Origin of the sequence: Streptomyces sp. AM6-12, from assembly GCF_044327085.1 — a bacterium.
Taxonomy (GTDB): domain Bacteria; phylum Actinomycetota; class Actinomycetes; order Streptomycetales; family Streptomycetaceae; genus Streptomyces.
The window spans coordinates 819187-839273 of record NZ_JBIQWN010000001.1 but is presented as its reverse complement, the minus strand read 5'-3'; the positions used below and the strand labels follow the sequence as shown (position 1 = coordinate 839273).

12 protein-coding genes are annotated in these 20087 nt (G+C 73.8%); 8 read left to right on the top strand and 4 right to left on the bottom strand.

The window, feature by feature from the left end; all coding sequences use genetic code 11:
• Positions 1-401 precede the first annotated feature (401 nt).
• A complete protein-coding gene (gndA, locus tag ACE4Q9_RS03770) occupies positions 402-1841 on the bottom strand; it encodes an NADP-dependent phosphogluconate dehydrogenase (RefSeq protein WP_397982786.1) in 1440 nt (479 codons plus the stop codon).
• 270 nt (positions 1842-2111) lie between these two features.
• On the opposite strand from gndA, the gene ACE4Q9_RS03765 reads away from it, so the two are divergent.
• Positions 2112-3110 carry a peptidoglycan DD-metalloendopeptidase family protein gene (locus ACE4Q9_RS03765; RefSeq protein WP_397982785.1) on the top strand — a complete coding sequence of 333 codons (999 nt, stop codon included), beginning with the start codon at positions 2112-2114 and terminating at the stop codon, positions 3108-3110.
• Here ACE4Q9_RS03765 and ACE4Q9_RS03760 read toward each other — a convergent pair.
• On the bottom strand, positions 3100-4128 hold the full coding sequence (locus ACE4Q9_RS03760; RefSeq protein WP_397982784.1) for a DMT family transporter: 1029 nt from the start codon (positions 4126-4128) through the stop codon (positions 3100-3102). The genes ACE4Q9_RS03765 and ACE4Q9_RS03760 overlap by 11 nt on opposite strands.
• 261 nt (positions 4129-4389) lie before the next feature.
• Here ACE4Q9_RS03760 and ACE4Q9_RS03755 point away from each other — a divergent pair, with 261 nt between their 5' ends.
• The 5 genes from ACE4Q9_RS03755 (at position 4390) to ACE4Q9_RS03735 (ending at position 11861) form a co-directional block, all read left to right on the top strand.
• The gene (locus tag ACE4Q9_RS03755; RefSeq protein ID WP_397982783.1) at positions 4390-5148 is read left to right on the top strand and encodes a (2Fe-2S)-binding protein; all 759 of its coding nucleotides are present in this window, start codon (positions 4390-4392) and stop codon (positions 5146-5148) included.
• A gap of 166 nt (positions 5149-5314) precedes the next feature.
• Positions 5315-7636, top strand: a complete 2322-nt coding sequence (locus ACE4Q9_RS03750; RefSeq protein ID WP_397982782.1) for a GH92 family glycosyl hydrolase — start codon at positions 5315-5317, stop codon at positions 7634-7636.
• A gap of 144 nt (positions 7637-7780) precedes the next feature.
• A complete protein-coding gene (locus ACE4Q9_RS03745; protein WP_397982781.1) occupies positions 7781-9112 on the top strand; it encodes a wax ester/triacylglycerol synthase family O-acyltransferase in 1332 nt (443 codons plus the stop codon).
• Between the two features lie 547 nt (positions 9113-9659).
• Positions 9660-11186, top strand: coding sequence for an SDR family NAD(P)-dependent oxidoreductase (locus tag ACE4Q9_RS03740; RefSeq protein ID WP_397982780.1), 1527 nt, complete (start codon positions 9660-9662; stop codon positions 11184-11186).
• Positions 11187-11687: 501 nt separating this feature from the next.
• Complete coding sequence (locus ACE4Q9_RS03735) at positions 11688-11861, top strand: hypothetical protein (RefSeq protein WP_397982779.1); 174 nt, start codon at positions 11688-11690, stop codon at positions 11859-11861.
• Between the two features lie 133 nt (positions 11862-11994).
• Here the strand turns inward: ACE4Q9_RS03735 and ACE4Q9_RS03730 are convergent, their stop codons facing one another.
• Positions 11995-13341 (bottom strand): amidase, encoded by a 1347-nt coding sequence (locus tag ACE4Q9_RS03730; RefSeq protein ID WP_397982778.1) that lies wholly within the window; start codon positions 13339-13341, stop codon positions 11995-11997.
• Between the two features lie 193 nt (positions 13342-13534).
• On the opposite strand from ACE4Q9_RS03730, the gene ACE4Q9_RS03725 reads away from it, so the two are divergent.
• Positions 13535-16549 (top strand): alpha-mannosidase, encoded by a 3015-nt coding sequence (locus tag ACE4Q9_RS03725; RefSeq protein ID WP_397982777.1) that lies wholly within the window; start codon positions 13535-13537, stop codon positions 16547-16549.
• A 31-nt stretch (positions 16550-16580) separates the two neighbouring features.
• Here the strand turns inward: ACE4Q9_RS03725 and ACE4Q9_RS03720 are convergent, their stop codons facing one another.
• Positions 16581-17999 (bottom strand): lipase maturation factor family protein, encoded by a 1419-nt coding sequence (locus tag ACE4Q9_RS03720; RefSeq protein WP_397982776.1) that lies wholly within the window; start codon positions 17997-17999, stop codon positions 16581-16583.
• A 98-nt stretch (positions 18000-18097) separates the two neighbouring features.
• On the opposite strand from ACE4Q9_RS03720, the gene ACE4Q9_RS03715 reads away from it, so the two are divergent.
• Complete coding sequence (locus ACE4Q9_RS03715; protein ID WP_397982775.1) at positions 18098-20038, top strand: DUF6777 domain-containing protein; 1941 nt, start codon at positions 18098-18100, stop codon at positions 20036-20038.
• Positions 20039-20087 lie beyond the last annotated feature (49 nt).

Below are 20087 nucleotides of genomic sequence, written 5' to 3'. Positions count from 1 at the left end.
ACCCGCACCCCGATCCCGCCCCACCGGCCCCCGGCCCCACCCCGGACCCGTACCCCACCCCGGTACCGCCCCCGGAGCCGGGCCCCGCCCCCGGGCCCGGCCCTGAGCCGACCCCGACCCCGCAGCCCCCCGGTCCTGGCCCGCAGCCGACCCCCCAGCCGCCGGGACCCGGCCCGACCCCACCCGCACCCGGCCCCCCGGAACCGTCCCCCTCCCCGATCCCGCCGGGCCCCGAACCCGTACCAAGCCCCGAGCCGGGCCCACCCCTGACCACCTGACAAGGCCCGGCGCCCACAATGCATGCCAAAGGGGGGCGGACGGCTGCGCGACCAGCCGCCCCGCCCCCTACGGCCTCACAGGTCCCTACGGCCTCACAGGTCTCCGCCCTCCCCGCGAACCCCCTACGCCGAAACCTCACTCCGATCCCCGCCCCACAGCGTGTGGAACGTCCCCTCCCGGTCCGCCCTCCGATACGTGTGCGCACCGAAGAAGTCCCGCTGCCCCTGCGTGAGCGCCGCGGGCAGCCGCGGGGCGCGCAGCCCGTCGTAGTAGGACAGCGCCGCCGCGAAGCCCGGCGTCGGGACCCCTTGCCGGACCGCCGTGGCCAGCACCTCGCGCCAGTCGTCCTGGGCCGCCGCGATCTCGCGGGCGAAGGTCTCGTCGGACAGCAGGCTCGGCAGATCGGGGCGGGCGTCGTACGCGGCGCGGATCCGGTCGAGGAACGCCGCCCGGATGATGCAGCCGGCGCGCCAGATGGCGGAGACGGCGCCCTGGTCGATGTCCCAGCCGTAATCCTCGCCGCCCGCCGCGATCTCGTGGAAGCCCTGCGTGTACGACACGATCTTGGAGGCGTACAGCGCCTGTTCCACCCGGTCCGCGAAGGCCGCCGCCTCCGCCGAGCTCATCGGCGCCGGCCGCGGGCCGGCGAGGTGGCGGGAGGCCGCCCGCAGCGCGGCGTGGCCGGACAGGGAGCGGGCGAAGACGGCCTCCGCGATGCCGGAGACCGGTACCCCGAGGTCCAGCGCGATCTGGACGGTCCAGCGGCCGGTGCCCTTCTGCTCGGCCTGGTCCACCACCACGTCCACGAACGGCTTCCCGGTCGCCGCGTCCACATGGGACAGCACCTCGGCGGTGATCTCGATCAGGTACGAGTCGAGCCGCCCGGTGTTCCAGGTGCGGAAGATGTCCGCGATCTCCGCCGGCGCGTAGCCCGCCACGTCCCGCAGCAACTGGTACGCCTCGCCGATGAGCTGCATGTCGGCGTACTCGATGCCGTTGTGCACCATCTTCACGAAGTGCCCGGCGCCGTCCGCCCCCACATGGGTCACACAGGGCGCGCCGTCCTTCGCCTTGGCGGAGATCTTCTCCAGCATCGGGCCGAGGGAGGCGTACGACTCCTTCGAGCCGCCCGGCATGATGCTCGGCCCGTGCAACGCGCCCTCCTCGCCGCCGGAGATGCCGGTGCCGACGAAGTGGATGCCCTGCTCGCGCAGCTCGCGTTCCCGGCGCCGGGTGTCCGCGAAGTGTGCGTTGCCGCCGTCGATGATCATGTCACCGGGTTCCAGGAGCGGCGCGAACTCCTTGATCACCGCGTCCGTGGGGTCACCGGCCTTGACCATGATCATCAGGCGGCGCGGGCGTTCCAGGGCGGCCACGAACTCCTCGGCGCTCTCGGTCGCGATGAAGTCGCCCTCCTGCCCGAACTCCTTCACCAGATCCCGGGTCCGCGACGCCGTGCGGTTGTGCAACGCGACCGTGTAGCCGTTGCGCGCGAAGTTCCGGGCGAGATTGCGGCCCATGACCGCGAGGCCGGTGACGCCGATCTGCGCTGAAGTGCTCATACCGCCTGCTCCCTGATCGCCTGGTGAGTACGTCCCCCGTCGGGTACGGGTCCCCGCCCATCCTGACGTGACCCCTGGGCCGGCGCACATCAGACTCGCCATCCTCGGGTCCGGGGCGCGGAACCCGGCCGCGCAGCCCCGGTGGGCTTCTGTCCAACAGTCGTACGATCATGGCCAGTTGACGTCCTCCGACGGCCGAAACGCCGTCTTGTCATGGCATGTTCGCGGCGCATAGTTTTGCCCCTCCTGACGCATGAGGGGACCTCGCGCATGGCCCTAAGCGGCCGGCACCGCCGGTATCAGCCGAACAGGATCAACCGCGCCTCGCTCACGGTCACGGCCGGCGGCGCGGGCCTCGCGCTCCCGCTGATCGCCGCGGGGACGGCCACCGGGGCGGCCGCCCACACCGGTACCGGCGCCGAGACCGCTTCCCACGCGGGTTCCCGGGACGGCACCCACGACGCCGTTCCCGGAAAGGCGCTCGACGCCGCCGCCCGTGACGTGCGACCGGGGGCCACTCCCCAGTCACGGGCCGGCCGTACCACGATGTACACGGTGGTCCACGGCGACACTCTCTCGGGCATCGCCGGCGAGCACCACGTCCGGGGCGGCTGGCACGCGCTCTACGCGGGCAACCGTGCCACCGTCGGCGACGACCCCGACCTGATCCTGCCGGGCGAGCGGCTCGCCCTGCACTCCGCGAAGACGCCCGCCGGACCCGCCAACTCCGCGAAGAACAAGCCGACTTCGCACCCGGCGAAGCCGAAGGTCCACCACCAGACCAAGAGCACCATGCGCACGAAGAACGCCAAGAACGCCAAGAACGCCAAGAGCGCCAAGAGCGCCAAGACAGGAACGAGTGCTCACGGCCTCGTCGCCCCCGTCCACGCGGCCATCGGCACCGGGTACCGCGTGGCCGGCCCCTACTGGTCGAAGGGCTACCACACCGGCGTCGACTTCCTCGTGCCGACCGGTACCGCCGTGCACGCGGCCGAGGCCGGGGAAGTCGTGGCGGCGGGCTGGGGCGGGTCGTACGGCTACCAGGTGGTGCTCCGGCACGCCGACGGGCACTACACCCAGTACGGCCACCTGTCGGCCGTCTCCGTGCGGATCGGGCAGCACGTCCCCGCCGGCGCGCGTATCGCCCGCTCCGGGGCCACCGGCAACGTCACCGGGCCCCATCTGCACTTCGAGGTGCGCACGGGACCCGGCTTCGGCACGGACATCGACCCGCTCGCCTATCTGCGGGCCCACGGCGTCAGGATCTGACCCGCGGCCGCCGCCGGTGGTGGATCGTCTCCCGCAGGTCCGGTTCCCCGAGCGGTTCGTCCGGCTCCGCGGGAACGTGTCCGTCCGCGTCCGCGGGGACCCGTACGTCCTCCCCGTCGACCCGCTGGTGCGGTACCGAGGCGATCACCGTGCCGGTGGCCGAGGGCTCCGGGGCCGCCGTCCCCGTCTCCTCCATCCGCTCCGTCGTCAGCATGATCAGCCCGCCCGCCGCCAGCACCCCGGAGCCCAGGGCGAGCAGGGTGCCCGTCGTGCCGTGGCGGAAGGTCTCGCCGAACATGAGGATGCCGACCGCGGCGGCCAGCACCGGGTTGACGACGGTGAGGGTGGCGAGCGGCGCGGCCAGGCCACCGCCCCCGTAGGAGGCCTGGGAGAGCAGGACGCCGGCGACCGAGAAGACGGCGATCAGCGCCAGCGAGAACAGGGCGCCGGAGGAGCCGGGGCCGCCGTCCCAGCCGACCGTGGCGGACTTGGTGAACACCGAGGACATGCCGAACGCGATGCCGGACGCCGTGGCGAGCAGCACGCTGCGCACCGCGGGATGCCGGTGGGCGGCCCGGCCCGCGCACATCAGCGCCACCACCGCGCCGCCGGTGACCACCGCGGCGGCCAGCCGCTGCGGGGCGTCGAGCGCGTGGTCGTGGGAGGAGCCGACCAGGGACAGCAGCCCCGCGAGCCCGACGGTGGCCATCACGGCGCCCCGCCAGGCGGTCGCCCCGGCCCGGCGGCCGACGCACAGCGCGGCCAGCGGCAGGGCGAAGACGATGGTCAGCGCGCCGAGCGGCTGGACGATGCTCAGCGGTCCGTAGGCCAGCGCCACGACGTGCAGCAGTCCGCCGAGGCCGTTGAGCGCGAGTGCGCCCCACCAACCGGGCCTGCGCAGCGGCAGATACGCGCTGCCGGGGGAGGACACGGCGACCCGCTCCTGCACGATCGCGCCGCCGGCGTAGCCCAGCGCGGAGACGAGCGACAGCAGCACGGACAGCGCGAGGGCGCTCATCGGCGTCTTCCGCTCATCGGCCTCTCACGCTCATCGGCGTCTCCTGTGCGTGCGGCACAGGGCGCGGGCCCGGTGCCGTCTACGGTCGGCTTCCATGGTCCACACTCTGCCCGCCCGCGCCGTTTCCGTCGTCGTCCCTGAGCACGCAATGCGTCCTACTGCCGATGGAGTACACCGGTACGGTGATCATCCCTGAGGTGGGTTACCCCAGGGGGAGCCCCGGCCGTCCGGGCCGCGAACGGGCCTGGTACGAGTGTCCTCGTGGACCTCGACCCCGAACTCGCCGCCCTGCGCCCGCCGGGTCCCTTCTTCGCCCTGCGCACGGCCCCGGAGGGGGACCCCTCCGGGCTCCCGCCCCTCGCGGCGGCCTACGCGCCGGACGGCCCCGACGGGCCCCTGACCGCACGCGTGGCCCTCGTCGCCCGCCGCCTTGGCACCCCCGAACCCCGCGTCGCCGCCTCCCTCGCCCAGCAGGGTCTGGCCGCCCGGCTCTGGTCGGCCGCGCTCGGCTGCGCCGTCCTCTACGGCCGGCTGCCCGACCTGCGCCCGAGCCTGCTGCGCTGGGACATCGAGGCGTCCGCGCCCGACGACCTGTGGCTCACCGAAGTCCGGCCGGGGCCCGGCGACGCGGGCGCGCTCGCCGGCGCCGTGCTGGGCGGCCATCTGGAGCCCCTGGGGGAGACCCTGCAAGACCATTACGGGATCGCGGCCGGGCTGTTGTGGGGCAACGCGGGCTCCGCGCTCGCCGGAGCCGCACGGGAACTGGAGCGCTGGGCCCGCGCCCACGGCCGTACCGACGTGGTGGCCCGCACCCGCGCGCTCACCGGTGAACTCTTCGGCCACCCCCTGCTGCGGGCCACCGGCACCCGCACCGGCACCGCCTTCCGCCGCCGCAGTTGCTGCCTGTACTACCGGGTCCCCGGCGGCGGTGTGTGCGGCGACTGCTGCTTCCCCCGGCCCCCGGCCGCGCCCCGCTCCCCAACCGCCGTACAAAGCAAGGGGGAAGGGCGCCCTTGCTGACCCGTCCGCGCCGGGATGCCGCCCCGCCGAGCCCGACCGTCTCACGCCCCGTCAAATGACTCTCTCCGCGACGCGCTTACCCCCTCCCGTCGCGCAATGCCCGGTTTCCCGGCATCCGCCCGCCACGATGCAGGCAACGATGTCGAACCTCCGGAGGTCATCCGACATGAGAGGGACCCGGCGCACACGGCTGTGCCTGGCCTGGGTGATGGCGGCGTCCGCGCTGGTCGCCACCCCCGCCGCGGGAGCAACCGAGCGGACCGACGGCCACCTCACCGACCTGGTGAACCCCTTCATCGGGAGCCAGGACGACGGCAACACCTTCCCCGGCGCCGCCGTGCCCTTCGGCATGGTGCAGCTCTCGCCCGACACCGGGCACAACACCGGTTACGACTACACCCAGAGCCGGATCCGCGGCTTCTCGCTGGTCCACCTGTCGGGCGTGGGCTGCCGGATCGGCGGCGACCTGCCCGTGCTGCCCACCACCGGCGACGTCACACAGACCGACGACGCCACGTACGCGACCGCGTTCTCGCACGCCGACGAGGCGGCGAGCCCCGGCTACTACCGCGTCGGCCTCGCCTCCGGCATCCGCGCCGAACTGACCGCCTCCGCCCGCACCGGGGTGCAGCGCTACACCTTCCCCGCCACCACCAGGGCCAACGTCCTGCTGAACGCGGCCCAGTCGCTGCACAAGACGAGCGGCAGCAAGGTGGAGATCCTCGACGACCGCACCGTGCGCACCGAGATCACCGGGCACGGCTTCTGCCGGGACACCGGTCCGTACACGGTCTACACGATCACCCGTTTCAGTCGGCCCTTCACCGCCTACGGCACCTGGGACGGCGCCACCGTCACCGCGGGCTCGCGCAGCGGACACGGCGGTGCCTACGTCCGCTTCGACACCACCGGGGACCGTACGGTCGAGGCGACCACCGCGCTGTCGTACGTCGGCCCGGACGGCGCGGCGGGCAATCTGCGGGCCGAGGGCGGCCGGTCCTTCGACGCCGTGCGCCGGGCGGCCCGCGAGCGGTGGGAGGCGCGCCTCGCGGCGGTGCGGGTGCGCGGCGGCGGCGACACCCTGCGCCGTACGTTCTACTCCTCGCTGTACCGGTCCTACCTCGCGCCCAACATCGGCGGCGACGCCGACGGCCGCTACTTCGGCTGGGACCGGCGGGTCCACCGGGCGCGCGGCTTCACGTACTACCAGAACTGGTCGCTGTGGGACACCTACCGCACCCAGGCCCAGCTGCTCGCCCTGCTCGCGCCGCGGGAGGCGCGGGACATGGCCCGCTCGGTGGTGGCGATCGACGAGGACGGCGGCTGGCTGCCCAAGTGGGGCTACGGGCCGGTCGAGACGAACGTGATGAGCGGCGACCCGGTCACCCCGTTCCTGACCACCGCCTACCAGATGGGCCTGCTGAAGGGGTTCGAGGAGCGGGCCTACCGGGCGCTGCGCAAGAACGCGGACGGGGTGCCGCCCGCCGCCAATCCGGGCATCGGGCGGGAGGCCAACGCCGAGTACATCAAGAACGGCTTCGCCCCCTTCGACAAGGACCGGCCGCTGGCCAAGATGGGCGACTCCGACTACCACCACGGCGCCTCGGTCACCCTGGAGTACGCCCTCGCCGACGCGATGCTCGCCCAGATGGCCCGTGGCCTCGGGCATGACGCGGACGCCGCCCGGTACGCGGCCCGCTCGCGCCACTACCGGACCATCTTCGACCCCTCGACCGGCTTCTTCCGGGCGCGCGACTTCTCCGGCGCCTTCACCGGCTCCCCCGACCCGGCGCTCGGCACCGGCTTCCACGAGGGCACGGCCTGGCAGTACCAGTGGCTGGTCCCGCAGGACCTGCCCGGCATGGTCCGGCTGATCGGCGGCAAGCGCGCCGCCAACGACCGGCTCGACTCCTTCTTCGCCTACGACCGGCTGCTCGCCGACCCGGCCCGCACGGCCCGCGAGGTGTGGGTGCACGGCGACCCGTACGCCTACTACAACGCGGCCGTCTACAACCCGATGAACGAGCCCGACCTCATCGCGCCCTACACCTACCTCGCCACCGGCCAGCCCTGGAAGACCACCGACGTCGTGCACGCGGCCCTGACCCTGTTCACCGACGGCCCCACCGGCATGACCGGCAACGACGACCTCGGCACCATGTCCGCCTGGAACGTGCTGTCGTCCATCGGGCTGTTCCCGATCCAGCCCGGCTACGACACCTGGGGCCTGTCCACGCCGGTCTTCGACCGCGTCGACCTCGCCCTGGACCGCCGCTACTGGCCGAGCGGCACACTGACCGTCACCGCGCCGGGCACCTCGGCCGCCGACCGCTATGTGCAGGGCGTGCGCGTCGACGGCAGGGCCCACGGGCGGACGTATCTGACGACGCGTGCGCTGCGCTCCCTGCGCTCGCTGGCGTTCACGGTCGGCCCGCGCCCGTCAGGGTGGGGTACGTCGGCCCAGGCGGCGCCCCCGGTACTGAAGTGACCTCAGATGTCTCCTGAGTCCCGCCCCGTTCGGCGGGGCGGGACTTTATCCGTTGTTAACTGAGCGTATATCGATCGAACTTGACCGTAATCGGCGGACGGGGATTGACTGAGGTTCCCTTCCGCCGACGCGCGAGGCAAGCCCGTGACCTCCGATCTGCTCGCTCCCCTCGACCTGGCCTTCTGGAACATCGAGTCTGACCGGCACCCCATGCACCTGGGCGCGCTCGGCGTCTTCACCGCGCACTCGCCCACCGCCGGCGCCCACGCCGCCGACCTGCTCGCCGCCCGCGCCGCCGCCGTCCCCGGACTCCGCCTGCGCATCCGCGACGTCTGGGGACCGCTCGCCTTCGGCGGCGCCGCCCGCGAGGCGGACCCGGACTTCGACCCCCTGAACCACGTACGGCTGCACGCCCCGACCGGTGACTTCCACGCGGCCGCCGGACGGCTGATGGAGCGCCCGCTGGAGCGCGGCCGGCCGCCCTGGGAGGCGCATGTGCTGCCCGGCGAGGACGGGGTCTCCTTCGCCGTGCTGTTCAAGTTCCACCATGCCCTCGCCGACGGGCTGCGCGCCCTCAAGCTCGCCGCGGGCGTCCTCGACCCGATGGACATGCCCGAGCGGCCGCCGCGCCCCGCCGAGCCGCCCCGCCGCGCCCTGCCGGACGTGCGCGAGCTGCCCGGCCTGCTCCCCGGCCTGGTCAAAGGTGCTGTCTCGGAGATGGGCCGGGCCCTGGACATCGGCGCCTCGCTCGCCCTGTCCACCCTGCGGATGCGCCCCAGCACCGCGCTCGCCTCCCCGCCCAGCGGCACCCGCCGCACCGCCGGTGTCGTCCTGGACATCGACGATGTGCACCGGGTGCGCAAGACGGCCGGCGGCACCGTCAACGACGTCCTCATCGCGGTCGTCGCCGGGGCGCTGCGCCGCTGGCTCGACGAACGCGGCGACGGCAGCGCCGGGGTGGCGCCGCGCGCCCTGATCCCCGTCTCCCGGCGCCGCCCGCGCACCGCCCAGCCACCCGGCAACCGGCTCTCCGGTTATCTGATACGGCTCCCCGTGGACGAGCCCGACCCGCTCGGCCGGCTCGCCGCCGTGCGCACCGCGATGGTCCGCAACAAGGACGCGGGCCCCGACCGGGGCGCCGGCGCGGTCGCGCTGCTCGCCGACCACGTGCCCGCGCTCGGCCACCGGCTCGGCGGACCGCTCGTCGGGCAGGCCGCGCGGCTGTGGTTCGACATCCTGGTCACCAGCGTGCCGCTGCCCGGCGTGGGGCTGCGGCTCGGCGGCCACCAGCTCGCCGAGGTTTACCCGCTGGCCCCGCTCGCGCCCGGCCAGTCGCTGGCGGTCGCCATCTCGACGTACCGCGGGCGGGTGCACTACGGCCTGGTCGCGGACGCGGCGGCGGTCCCGGACCTCGACCGGTTCGCGCACGCGGTGTCGGCGGAGGTGGCGGCTCTGCTGGCGGCCTGCGTGTGCTGACCGTCACGGCGCGGGAGCCGCCCGAGGCCGCGGCCGGGAAGGCAGCCGCCGTGCAGGCGGTCCTGGAGCAGACGGGCGGGGCCGAGGAGGCCGCCGCCCGCCCGGTGGCGAGGAAGACGGCCGCCGACAAGACGCCGGCGAAGAAGGCGGCGACCGGGAAGGCTACGGCGGCCGAGAAGACCACGGCGACCGCCCGGAAGTGCCCAGGGCCGCCTCGCGCGGCCCGCGCCTCGCCCACCCGCTCCGGGTCCCGGAGTCCTCCGCGGCCGGGAAAACGCCGTCCAGGAAGGCCGCGGCCGGGGACTCGGCGGCCGGTGAGGCGGCGGACAAGGGAGCGGTGGCCAAGGGAACGGCGGCGAAGGGTGGCGCCGCGGCGGGCGGGAGCCGTTTTCCTGGGACTGGCGGTGCCCGTGGGGCGTCCGGGGTCGCGGCGGACCGTCCGTGATCGACTCGGGTTTGGCTCCCGGGGCCGCCGCTCCGTAAAATTCCGCGTTCGAAAGGTGGCGCGAATCGGAGCGCTGCGCGGGATCAGGGAAACGGCAGCGCGATGACGGTGACAGAAGACGGCCCCAGGGCCACCGACCCCATGGCCGCGGAAGAGGTCGTCCACGGTCCGGGGATCGACCCCGAGCGCCTGGCCGTCTGCCTGAGCGTGCTGGAGGAGCTCGACACCATCGACGTCGACCACCCCGACGCGATCCGGGTGCGCCGGGCCACCTCGCACATCTACCGGACGGTCAAGCAGCGCCGCCGCCAGGAGCGCCGGGCCGCCAAGACCGCGCACGACCGCGCGGTCACCGAGGCCACGGCCACCGGCTCCGCCGAGCGCATCGACGACGAGACCGAGGGCATCCTGCCCTCCTCGAAGGTCGAGCCCGGCCGCATCGCGGGCATACTCCAGCGCCCGCGCTCCTGCTACACCTGCAAGACCCGCTACGTCGAGGTCGACTACTTCTACCACCAGCTCTGCCCCCAGTGCGCCGCCCTGAACCGCGCCAAGCGGGACGCCCGCGCCGACCTCACCGGCAAGCGCGCCCTGCTCACCGGCGGCCGCGCCAAGATCGGCATGTACATCGCGCTGCGGCTGCTGCGGGACGGCGCGCACACGACGATCACCACCCGGTTCCCCAAGGACGCCATCCGCCGCTTCAAGGCGATGGAGGACTCCGCGGACTGGCTGCACCGCCTGGAGGTCGTCGGCATCGACCTGCGCGACCCGGCGCAGGCGGTGACCCTGGCCGAGCGGGTCGCCGAGGCGGGCCCGCTGGACATCCTGATCAACAACGCGACGCAGACGGTCCGCCGGCTGCCCTCGGCGTACGCCGCGCTGGTCGAGGGCGAGAGCGCCCCGCTACCCGCCGGTGAGCTGCCCGTCCACGAGGTGATCGGCGCCTTCAACTCCGGTGCCGTGGACGGCATCGCCGCGCTGCCCACCGGCGCCGGCGCTCTGGAGGCGCGGCCGGGCCTGGACGCGCAGCAGGTCGCCGACCTCGCGCTGGTCGCGGGCAACGCCAGCGTCGCCCGGCACCTGGACGGCACCGCGATCGACGCGGGCGGCCTCGTCCCGGACGTCGTGGACACCAACACCTGGGTGCAGTCCATCGAGCAGATCTCCCCGGTGGAGCTGCTGGAGACCCAGCTGTGCAACTACACGGCGCCGTTCATCCTGATCAGCAAGCTCCGCCCGGCGATGGCCGACGCGGCCCGCAAGGCGGCGCGCGGACGGTCGTACGTCATCAACGTCTCGGCGATGGAAGGGGTGTTCAGCCGCGGCTACAAGGGCGCCGGGCACCCGAACACCAACGCGGCGAAGGCGGCCATGAACATGGTGACGCGGACCAGCGCCCAGGAGATGTTCGACACCGACGGCATCCTGATGACCTCCGTGGACACCGGCTGGATCACCGACGAGCGCCCGCACTACGACAAGCTGCGCCTGGCCGAGGCAGGTTTCCACGCTCCCCTCGACCTGGTCGACGGCGCGGCCCGCGTCTACGACCCGATCGTGCGCGGCGAGGAGGGCGACGACGTGTACGGCGTCTTCCTCAAGGACTACGCGCCCGGCAAGTGGTGACCGGCGCCGCGCACTGACCTGCGGGGTCCGCCCCGGAGGTCATTCGACCGCGTCGAGCCGGCAGTGGCGGGCGGCGACCGGCCGCCGCGGCGCGGCGGGCCGTCTGAACTGTGCCGTGACCTGGTGGCGTAGGCCGAACGGGTGATATCGACCAGCTGTCGACCGGCGTCTCCGCGAGGCGCTTTGTTATGTATAGCTGCATATTGGACGGTGTTGGGTTGCTCATCGAAACGCGATAGTTACTTCTTGTTTGCACTCCCTATCGAGCGGCAGTCCGCTCATTTGGTTAATCTGGGGTGGACGGACAGCGAAAAGGGGTCCTACCCACACCCGTTTCGTCCCGTTCGGGAGCGTGCCGGCGATCATCGGCCCGCTCCACTCGAAGTACCGGCGCCACCGCGCCCGAACTGGCCTTCCATCCAGACCCGAGCGGGCGGCGAGCGCCGGAGCGCAGATTGTCCGGTACGCCCCGAGGGTGACCCGACACATAAGGAGTGCGCGGTGACACCGGAGAAGACGAAACGCGAGCAACGTCCCGAAGAGAACCTGGACCGTCCGGGCCGCCGGCCCGGAGAACTCGGCAGCCTCGACGTGTGGGCCCGGTCCGCCCCCATCCGCCTCGCGGGCTACGAGGAGGACCTGGCCGAACCCCACATCCTGCCGAGCGTGGACTGACCCCCTCACTCCCGGTCGTTCGAGCCCACCGCCGGGCAGGTGGCGTCCGCCCGCGGGCACGGGGGCTCATCGCGGCCACCGGCTGAGAGCCATGTCGGACGGCGGCGCCCGGTGCGGGCACCGCCGTGGTGCGTCAGGAGCCCAGCGGAGCCGTACGGCGCCAGGGGAGCGCGCGCTCCAGTTCCTCCGCCAGCTCCAGCAGCACGGCCTCCGTGCCGGGGCGGCCCACCAGTTGTACGGCGGCGGGGGCGCCCGAGGGGAGGGTGCCGACCGGGACGGACATCGCGGGCCAGCCGGTCAGGTTCCAGGGCGGGGTGAAGGGCGAGTACGCCGCGTTGGCGAGGACGTTGCGCAGCCAGCCGCGTTCGTGCCAGGGCCCGGCGGCGGGGGAGCGGCGGGCCAGTGCCGGGGTGAGCAGCACGTCGTGCTCGGTGAGGAAGGGGGCAAGCCGGGCGCGCAGCCGCTCCCGTTCGGCGCCGGTGCGCACCGGGCCGACGAAGCGCCGCCCGATCGCCGCGTGCACGCGGGTGCGCCGGGCCAGCCGCGCCGCGTCCAGGCCCTCGGCGTCCACCGCCGTACCCGCCGTCCAGTGCTTGAGCGCGCTCACGCCCATCGTCAGGGGGTACGGCGGTTCCGCCCGGCGCACCCGGTGGCCCGCCCGCGCCAGCGCCCCCGCCGCCTGCCGGACCGCGCCCGCGTACGGCCGGCCGACGCCCGCCACGGGCAGCGGATTGCGCAGGGCCACGGCGATGGTGCGCCGCGCGGACTCCGCGGCGGCCGGAAAGCCCCGGCCGGCCAGCACGCCCAGCATCAGCCGCAGGTCCCCGACGGTGGTGGCCAGCGGGCCGTTCTCCGACATGCCGAACCAGTCCCCGTTGCCGATCCCCGCCGGCACCGTCCCGGACCCCGGCTTCAGGGTGACGAGGCCGCAGTTCGCCGCCGGGATGCGCAGTGAGCCCATGCCGTCGTTGCCGAGCGCGAGCGGCACGAACCCCGCGGCCACGGCGGCGGCGCTGCCGCCGGAGGAGCCGCCCGCCGTGCGCATGGTGTCCCAGGGGTTGCGCGAGGCGCCGTACGGACCCTCGGTGGTGCCGAAGACACACAGCTCGGGCACGTTCGTCAGGCCCACCACCACCGCGCCCGCCGCCCGCAGCCGCGCCACCGTGACATGGTCCTCGGCCGCCGGGGCGTCCGGGGTCGCGGCGGAGCCGTCGCGGTGAGACTCGCCGCGCACCGCCAGGTTGTCCTTCACCGCCACCGGCACGCCCGCCAGCGGCAGCCCGGCCAGCTCGGCGCGCGCGCCCACCTCGTCCGCCTCGGCGAGCGCCGCCCGCGCCCGTACGGTGCGGAACGCCTCGATCCGCCCGTCGTACCGCTCGATCCGCGCCAGGTGCTCCGCCACCACCTCCCGCGGCGTCACCCGCTTCTCCCGTACGGCGGCGGCTATCTCGGCGGCGCTCCGCCCGGCCCAGTTCCCCACGGCACTCCTTCGGTCACTCGTCGGCTACTCGCCGGTACACACAGGGGCAGGGAGAACTGTGCCCCGTCGGGTCCGGTACGTCGAGGGTCCGGAGGCCGGCACAGGGGAATGCGTTCCTCAGCGCGTCCGAGAGCGAGCCCGACGAACCATCCCCGTGAGCGTGAACGCCGGAACCCAGCAGGGAGCATCCCGCATGCATGACGACCGCACTCTGGTGGAAGACCGCCTGCGCCGCGTCCTGGCCGAGCGCGTCCGCCCCGCCGTGTATCCCGAGTCCATTCCCCTTCAGGTCGCGGTGTGGCACGCGCCCGGCGAGCCGGTCCCGGTCGCCGAGGGGCTGGCCGCCGAGCCGGAGCCGGTCGGGGTGGGCACCCGGTGGGGCGCCCCCTGGGGGACCAGCTGGTTCCGGGTGACCGGGACCGTGCCCGAGGCCTGGGCGGGCCGGACCGTCGAGGCCCTGCTCGACCTCGGCTTCGAGCAGGACCTGCCCGGATTCCAGTGCGAGGGCCTGGTCTACCGGCCCGACGGCACCCCGGTGAAGGGCCTGAACCCGCGCAACCAGTGGGTGCGGATCGGGGCCCCCGTCGCGGGCGGCGAGCAGGTGCGGCTGCACATCGAGGCCGCCGCCAACCCGCTCGTCTTCGGGCCGGGCCCCACCCCCCTCGGCGACAAGGACACCGCCGGCAGCGCGCCGCAGTACACGCTCACCCGCATGGACCTCGCCGTCTTCGACGAGGCCGTCTGGCAACTGGTCCTCGACCTGGAGGTGCTCGGCGAACTGATGGCCGAGCTGCCGGCCGACTCCGCGCGCCGGTACGACATCCTGCGCGCCGTCGAACGGGCCCTGGACGCCCTCGACCTCCAGGACGTGAACGGCACCGCCGCCCGCGCCCGCGACCGGCTGGCCGCCGTCCTGTCCGCGCCCGCCGCCCCGTCCGCCCACCGCGTCAGCGCCGTCGGGCACGCGCACATCGACACGGCGTGGCTGTGGCCGCTGCGCGAGACGGTGCGCAAGGTGGCCCGTACGGCGGCCAGCATGACCGCGCTGATCGAGACCGAGCCGGAGTTCGTGTTCGCCATGTCCCAGGCCCAGCAGTGGGCCTGGCTGAAGGAACACCGGCCCGAGGTGTGGGACCGGGTGCGCGAGGCGGTGGCGAAGGGACGGTTCGTGCCGGCCGGCGGGATGTGGGTGGAGTCGGACACCAACATGCCCGGCTCGGAGGCGATGGCCCGGCAGTTCGTGCACGGAAAGCGGTTCTTCCTCCAGGAGTTCGGCATCGAGAACGAGGAGGTGTGGCTGCCCGACACCTTCGGCTTCGCGGCCGGCCTGCCGCAGATCATCAAGGCGGCGGGCGCCGAGTGGCTGCTGACCCAGAAGATCTCCTGGTCGAGGACGAACATCTTCCCGCACCACACCTTCCACTGGGAGGGCATCGACGGCACCCGGATCCTCACCCACTTCCCGCCCGTCGACACCTACAACTGCGCCCTGCACGGCGCCGAACTTGCCCACGCCGCCCGCACTTTCCGGGAGAAGGGCCGCGCCCGGCGCTCCCTCGCGCCCACCGGCTACGGCGACGGGGGCGGCGGCACCACCCGCGAGATGGTCGGCAGGGCGGCCCGGCTGCGCGATCTGGAGGGCTCGCCCACCGTCGTCTGGGAGACCCCCGCCGCCTTCTTCGCGAAGGCGGCGGCCGAATACCCCGAACCACCGGTCTGGGTGGGCGAGTTGTACCTGGAACTGCACCGCGCCACCCTCACCAGCCAGGCCGCGACCAAACGGGGCAACCGGCGCAGCGAACACCTGCTGCGCGAAGCCGAGCTGTGGGCGGCGACGGCGGCCGTGCGCGCCGGGCACCCCTACCCCTACGAGGAGTTGGACCGGATCTGGAAGACCGTCCTGCTGCACCAGTTCCACGACATCCTGCCCGGCTCCTCCATCGCCTGGGTGCACCGGGAGGCACGGGCGACCTACGCGCGGATCGCGGGAGAACTGGAGGCGATCATCGCCGGGGCGCAGCGGGCGCTGGCAGGAGACGGGAACCGGGAACTGGTGTTCAACTCGGCGCCGCACACGCACGACGGGGTACCGGCCGGCGGCGCCGGCACCCGGCCCGCCACGGGAGCGGGGACGGTGCCCGAACCCCGCGCGGCGGGCGGGTACCTGATCGACAACGGGCTGCTGCACATCGAGATCGACACCCGCGGCCTCGTCGTCTGTGCCCGCGACCTGGCCGCCGACCGCGAGACCGTCGCCCCCGGCGCGGCGGCCGGCCTCCTCCAACTCCACCCGGACCTGCCGAACATGTGGGACGCGTGGGACGTCGACTCCTTCTACCGCAACACCGTCACCGATCTCACCGACGCCGAGGAGATCGGGATCGGCGAGGACGGCGCGTCGGTGCGGATCGTCCGCGTCTTCGGCGACTCCCGTGCCACCCAGGTGTTCTCGCTGCCGCCGGGGGAGCGGCGGCTGGTGATCGACACGGAGGTGGACTGGCACGAGACGGAGAAGATCCTGAAACTGGCCTTCCCGCTCGACCTGCACGCCGAACGGTACGCGTCCGAGACCCAGTTCGGGCACGTTTACCGCCCCACGCACACCAACACCTCATGGGAGGCCGCCAAGTTCGAGGCCTGCAACCACCGCTTCGTCCACCTGGAGGAGCCCGGCTGGGGCGTGGCCCTCGTCAACGACTCGACGTACGGACACGACGTCACCCGCACCGTACGGACCGACGGCGACCGGGGTACGACCACCACGGTCCGCGCCTCCCTGCTGCGCGCCCCGCGCTTCCCCGACCCGGCGACCGACCAGGGCGTCCACCGCTTCCGGCACGCCCTCGTTCCCGGCGCGAAGATCGCCGACGCCGTCCGCGAGGGCTGGCGGATCAATCTGCCCGAACGCCGGACGACCGGTGCCCGCGACATCGCCCCGCTGGTCACCGTGGACGACGAGGCGGTGGTCGTCACGGCGGTCAAGCTCGCCGACGACGGCAGCAGCGATGTGGTGATCCGCTTCCACGAGGCCCACGGCGGCCGGGCCCGGCCCACCCTGACGGCCGGCTTCCCGTTCAGCGGCCTCACGGTGACCGACCTCCTGGAACGCCCGCTCGCGGACGCCCCGCAGCCGGTCCGCGAGGACGAGCGGATCACCGTACGGCTGCGCCCGTTCGAACTGATGACGCTGCGGCTGCGCAGGCCCTGAACCCCGAACCGTACGTAGGCGGGTGAGCGGTTCAACTGTCCGCCGTCGCGGCCAGCCGGGTCGGCGGCAGGTACTCGCGCACGAACGTCCGCTCCCAGCACGCCCCCGTCTCCCGCAACTCCCGCCAGCTGGTGTAGCGGTAGCGGAAGAGGCGGGCGCGGACGTAGCGGGGCGGGGTGTCCGGCGGGAAGGGGGAGCGGCGCAGCAGGCGCAGGGTGGCGCGGTCGTTCTCCAGGAGGCGTTCCACCAGGCCGCCGAACCACTCCCCGGCGTACGCGGGTGACAGCGCGGCGAACCACATCAGCCAGTCCAGGCGCAGATGGTACGGCGCGAACTGGCGCGGCCAGTGGCGCAGTTGGCCGGGCTTGCCCTTGAATTCGTACTCCCGCCAGTCCGAGTCCTCCCGCGCCACCTCGTCCAGGGTGCCCTCCACGACCACCTCGTAGCGCACCCGGCTGACACTGCCGAACGCGCCGTAGGTGTTGACCAGGTGGAGCGGGTCGAAGGAGCGGTTCATCACCTGGCGCCGGGAGACCATGTTCACCACCGGGTGGTAGCTGAGGAACAGCAGCAGCGCGGCCAGCACCGACACCACGATCTCGTACCACAGGGGCGCCGACGGCAGGGCGGGTGCCGTCGCCGGGAGCCGCAGCGCGGAGACCGCCAGCACGATGGTGATCCAGTTCAGCCAGGAGAAGTTGCCGGAGAGCACCAGCCACAGCTGGGTCACGATCATCAGCGCGGCGGCCGCCGAGGCGATCGGCTGCGGCGTGAACAGCAGGAACGGCACCACGAGTTGGGTGACATGGTTGGCGGCGACCTCCACCCGGTGCAGCGGCTTGGGCAGATGGTGGAAGAACCAGCTCAGCGGTCCCGGCATCGGCTGGGTCTCGTGGTGGTAGTAGAGGCAGGTCAGCTTGCGCCAGCACGCGTCGCCGCGCAGCTTGATCAGCCCGGCGCCGAACTCCACCCGGAACAGGATCCAGCGCAGCAGGAACAGCACCAGCACCGGCGGCGCCACCTCGTCGTTGCCGAGGAAGGCGGCGAGGAAACCGGTCTCCAGCAGCAGCGACTCCCAGCCGAACGCGTACCAGGTCTGGCCCACGTTCACGATCGACAGGTACAGCGCCCACGGCACCAGCCACAGCACGATCGCCGCCCACAGCGGCAGCAGCGCGTCCGCCCCGGCGAGCAGCGCCACCGAGACCGCGCACCCGGTCCACGCCATGGCCGAAAAGAACCGGTCGGAGTAGTGCAGCTGGAACAGGCTCGGCGCCCGTCGGAAGCGGACCCGTGCCACGTGACGCGGGATCGGCAGCATGCCGCGCTCGCCCAGCAGCGCCCGGAACTGGAGGGCGGCCGCGAGGAACGCGACGAGGTACACGGCGGCCAGCGCCCGCTGGAGGACCAGCCGGCTCAGCCAGTAGTCGGGTGCGGTGAACCAGTCCACGACCGTTCGTCTCCCTCGCGCCGATCCCCGAGTTGCCATCGAAACGGGGACAACGCAAATAATAGGGATAACTCACCCACAGTGATGCGGAGTGCACGGTGCGCATACCCACCGGATCGATGGTCATGGCCTGCGTGCTGCTGTCGGTGGCGCTGCTCCTCACCGGGTGTGCGGGCGCCGCCGTCAAAGAGGCTCAACTGGGCGAGGAGGTCTTCCTCCAGCCCGCCGCCGAACAGGGGCCCAGCCCCTTCACCGCCTCCACGGCGACCGGCCGTACGGGCCTCGGCACGCCCCGGCCGTCCGCCACCGTGCGCACCGCCGACGTCAGCGCGCCGCCCGCGGGTCTCGCCGTGGCCCCCCTGTCGGCGGCCCGCGTCCTGTCCGGCGGCACCCCCGGCCTCTACAGCGGTCGCGTCCGCGTCACCGAGTGCGATGTCGAACGGCAGATCGGCGGGCTGACCGGGGACCCCGCCCGCTCGGACGCGTTCGCCCATGCGGCCGGTGCCCCTCGTACGGATCTGCCCGGCTATCTGCGCGCCCTGACCCCGGTCCTGCTGCGCGCCGACACCCGCGTCACCACCTATGGCTACCGCGACGGGCGGACGAACGGGTACCAGGCCGTGCTCCAGGCCGGCACCGCGGTGCTGGTCGACGACCGGGGCCTGCCGCGGGTGCGGTGCGCCTGCGGCAACCCGCTGCGACCGCCCGAGGAGGCCCGCGGCGGGGTCGGCGCGCGCGGTACCGGCTGGTCGGGCTACCGGCCGGCGCAGGTCATCGTGGTGACCCCGGCGCCGCGGGCGATGTCCAGCCTCACTCTGCTGGACGCCGGGACGAACACCTGGATCCAGCGCCGGACCGGGCCCGACGTCCGCCGCGACCGTCTCGTGGCCCCGCCGCCCGTCTCCGCCACCTCGCCCCCCGATCCGGGACACACCGGCCTGCCCTCCTCGCCCCAGCCGGACACCGGGGGCCCCAGCCCACGGGCAAGCCGGTCGAGTACGGCGACGGGCGAGATCGGGGGAGCGCTCATCGACACCGGGCGGGTGGCACCGCGGCGAGGGCGCGATGACGGGCGCGACGCGGGACACGGGGACCGTGCGGACGGGAGCGGCAAGGGACAGCGGGAGCGCAGCCCGAGGGCCGCGAACCGGGCCACGACCACCCACACCGGGGACAGACCGGACACCGGCCCGCGCCCTGCCGCGACCGCTGGAGACGGGGGACACGGGCCGGACGGACGGGGGACCGCTGCGCCCGGCGCTGCGACCGGGAGCGGGAACCGGGCCGCCGATCGGCCCACCATTCCGGGCACGACCGGCGAGGGCGGTCGGGCGTCCGCCGCGTCTGCCACTCCGGGCGCCTCCGGCGGGGGCAGCCGGGTGCCCGCCGCGTCCGCGACTCCGGGCACGGGCGGGGGCGGGCCCCGGAGAGTTGGGGCGTCCGTGACGTCAGGTACGACCGGGAAGGGCACTCGGGCGCCCGCCGCGTCCGCGCCTTCCGGCACGGGCGGCGGTCGTACCGGGGTGGCCGCCGCATCCAGCACTCCGGGTACGACCGCCCACGTTTCCCGGACGGCTCCGGTGTCCGCCTCTCCGCGTGCGGCTGGTGTGGGGACCCGGACGGCCGAGGCGTCCGGCATGCCCCGCGCGGCCACTCGCGGCACCCGGACGGCCGCCGTGTCCAGCGCTCCGGCCACGACCGCCCACAGCACCCGGACGGCCGAGGCGCGCGTCACATCCGCGGCCCCTGGCCGGGGCACGGCCACCCCCACAACCCCCGCCGTGCTCCCCGCCACCGCCCTCCCGCCGGACGTCTCCACCCCACCGGCCACGCCCACGCCCACCCCCGTTCTCCATGACCCCCTCGCCCAGCTCCCCGACGCCTCTCTCTGGGACCCGCCCCTGCTCGTCGCTCCGCCCGCTCCCCAGACGCCCGACGAGATCGGCGCGCCCGACGTCACGGACACCCCCGCCACCCCCGCGGCCCGCCGTACCGCCGAGCAAGCCGCGCCCGCCCCCGCCGACGTGCTCGGCGGCTGACCGGGGGCGGGCCGTGGCCCCGACCGGTCGAAGAATCCGGCGAATCCTG